A 2,753-nucleotide genomic window follows, 5' to 3' on the forward strand; every position below is an offset into this window, starting at 1 on the left:
ACTACGATCCGCCCATCTAGCATTCCAGTGCCGATCCATCGATCTTCACCATAGTCTCTACGATTATCGATGTCAACTACCATCGGCGAGCTAAAAACCCGATCCGCATCGGCAAAATCGAAGCCATGCTTGTCAAGATTAATCTCGTTTTTCAGATCGTCCCACTCGAAATTCATACCCTAAATCGATCTCGGCTGACAAATCTAATTTTACTCGATTGTAGATAAGATATTGAAATGCGTGGAGCTAGAGATATTTAAACAGTCGAAGCATGAGTGAGATAGCTACGTTGCGGATGTCTCAAGAAGTAAATCCTCGATATCCGCCGAGAGCGAATGTGATATCGTCAGATTGATGACGATCGGAAGATAGATATGCAATTAAAACCTTGGCAGTGGGCTGTTTTAGTATCGCCGATCGCGAGTGTCGTTATCTTTCTGCTCGTCGCTGCGGGTACCCAGATTCACGAGTGGGGGATTAACTGGATTTGGGGAGTATTAACACTACTATTGGTCGGTTGGCGATGGTTGTTGGTGCGCTGGACGCAAGCTTCGATCGGGAAAGGTGCCGATATCATTGCTACTGCCAGTCGCGAACTGGAAACAATTACGGCTAATGCCACGCCTTCGACTGGCGATGCTGCCGAGCGAGTCACCGCCGTACTCCAGCAGGTAATTACCGATTCTCAACTCGATCGACCGATGTGGGAAGATTGGGCGATATTTTGGCAGCGGTGTCAGGAATTAATTGTGGCTATTGCCAAGATCTACCATCCCGAAGTTAAATATCCGCTGCTGAATATCTATGTCACCCAAGCCTATGGATTGATTCGGGGTACCACGGATGATATGGATGAGTGGATGCAAAAACTCGCACCCGCACTCGATCGAGTGACGATCGCGCAGACTTATGAAGCTTACGAGACATATCAAAAATTAGCCCCATCAGCGCAGAAGTTGTTAAAAGTGTGGAACTGGGCACAATGGGTACTCAATCCCGCTGCGGCGATCGCTAAAACTGCCACTAAAGGTGCGTCTAGTATGGCCGATCGACAGCTTTTGGTTAACTTGGGTCAACTCACCCGCGAAGCGGCCTTGACGAACCTCTGTCGGCAAGCTGTGGCTTTATATAGCGGCCAGATTCAGTCTGTGCAGCCGATCGCGGCGAAAGCTGCTACGGTGGCGAATACGCAAACCCTCCGCGAGATTCTAGTTGCGGCAGAACCAGCGGCTCAGATCGAGCAAAAACCGATCGATATTTTGCTAGTCGGGCGGACGGGTGCGGGGAAAAGTAGCCTGATTAATATGCTATTTGAGTCAGAGTTAGCCGTCGTCGATGTTTTGCCCAGTACTGATAAAATTCAAAATTATCAGTGGCAAACGCCCAGTGGTGAGAGCTTGACACTGTGGGATAGTCCTGGCTACGAGCAAGCCAGTCGAGAGGATTTGCGATCGCAAGTCCTCACTTATGCCGCGACGGCGGATTTGCTGTTATTAGTTACCCCCGCCCTCGATCCGGCGTTGCAGATGGATCGGGACTTTTTAGCGGAATTAAAAAAACAGGCTCCTGACTTGCCGGTAGTAACGATCGTGACTCAGGTCGATCGAGTGCGCCCGCTACGGGAGTGGACGCCGCCTTATGATTGGCAATGGGGGACGCGCCCCAAAGAAGTCGCCATTCGCGAAGCCACGGCTTATCGGAATGAATTTTTGGCAGAATATTGCGATCTGGTGTTACCGCTGGTTAATGCCGATCCAAATATCGAACGAGCGGCTTGGGGCATCGATACCCTATCATTAGCCCTACTCCAAAAAATCGAGCCGAGCAAACAGATCCGCCTCGCTCGGTTTTTACGCAATCTCGATGCGCGGATTGTGGCGGCGGCGCAAATTATCGATCGCTATAGTCTCCAGATGACGACGACGCAGGGACTCACTCAATTGCTCAAAAGCCCCGTCCTAGAGTTTATCTCGACGCTGACTACTGGCACCCCTGCGCTGGCGCAAGTCCTCGCTGCCCAAATTCCGGTAGAACAAGTACCCGTCGCGATTGGGAAGCTGCAAATGGCTTACGATTTGTACTCGTTGTTAAATAACCCACCAAAATCCATCGATTTCGATCTGCTCTCCATCTGGCCATTGTTACTAAATAATGCTGCCGCTCCGAACAAAAATGCCTATGCTTTCGGTCATACCTTAGTTGAATATTGGACGCGTTCGATCGATAAAGAAGGATTGTCAGAGCGGTTTAATCATTACTTGCAGCTCGATAATTAATTAGATATTCTGGAGATTTGAGGAGTACTTGGTATGGTGATACCTAACTAGAATGCTTAATACATCTAGATCTGCCGTCAGCTATAAGTCTTGCTGGATCGGCATGAGAACTGAATTCAGGTGGAATTTAGTAACATTTCTGGAAAATGAATATCCCGATTGTAGTTATCTACACGAACGCAAGAGAAGCAAACTTCACAGAGCAGTTTATTCTCTAAAACTCAGACTAAAGTTGAAATTAGTGCTTGCAGTTTAATAGAATTAATACCAAGAATTTTGTTGTCTTGAGTGTGAATGAATTACGATCGATCGCCCTTCCACAACTCTAAGTTATGAACGTCAAATCCATCATCGTTATCGGTCTGAGCTTTGCTACACTCGGTTTATCATTGCCCGCTCATGCTGATACCGCTACAGTCGTCAGCAACAATCAAAGCGCAATTGTCACTGGCAATGGCAACACCACCAATCAAACCA

At 48.1% G+C, this 2,753-nt stretch carries 2 protein-coding genes; one reads left to right on the top strand and one right to left on the bottom strand.

The genetic code is table 11. From position 1 onward, the window contains the following. The coding region (locus RMO84_RS09705) for a BrnT family toxin (protein WP_310488268.1) at positions 1 to 176 on the bottom strand (176 nt) is incomplete at its 3' end. Between the two features lie 198 nt (positions 177 to 374). On the opposite strand from RMO84_RS09705, the gene RMO84_RS09710 reads away from it, so the two are divergent. After that, positions 375 to 2,276: a GTPase gene (locus tag RMO84_RS09710; protein WP_310488267.1), complete on the top strand. Its 1,902-nt coding sequence runs from the start codon at positions 375 to 377 to the stop codon at positions 2,274 to 2,276. Positions 2,277 to 2,753: the final 477 nt, after the last annotated feature.

This window comes from Chamaesiphon sp. VAR_69_metabat_338 (assembly GCF_031423935.1).
Lineage (GTDB): Bacteria > Cyanobacteriota > Cyanobacteriia > Cyanobacteriales > Chamaesiphonaceae > Chamaesiphon.

Coding starts and splice junctions, on each gene's coding strand:
- RMO84_RS09710 (WP_310488267.1), top strand. CDS start 375: ATGCAATTAAAACCTTGGCAGTGGGCTGTTTTAGTATCGCCGATCGCG.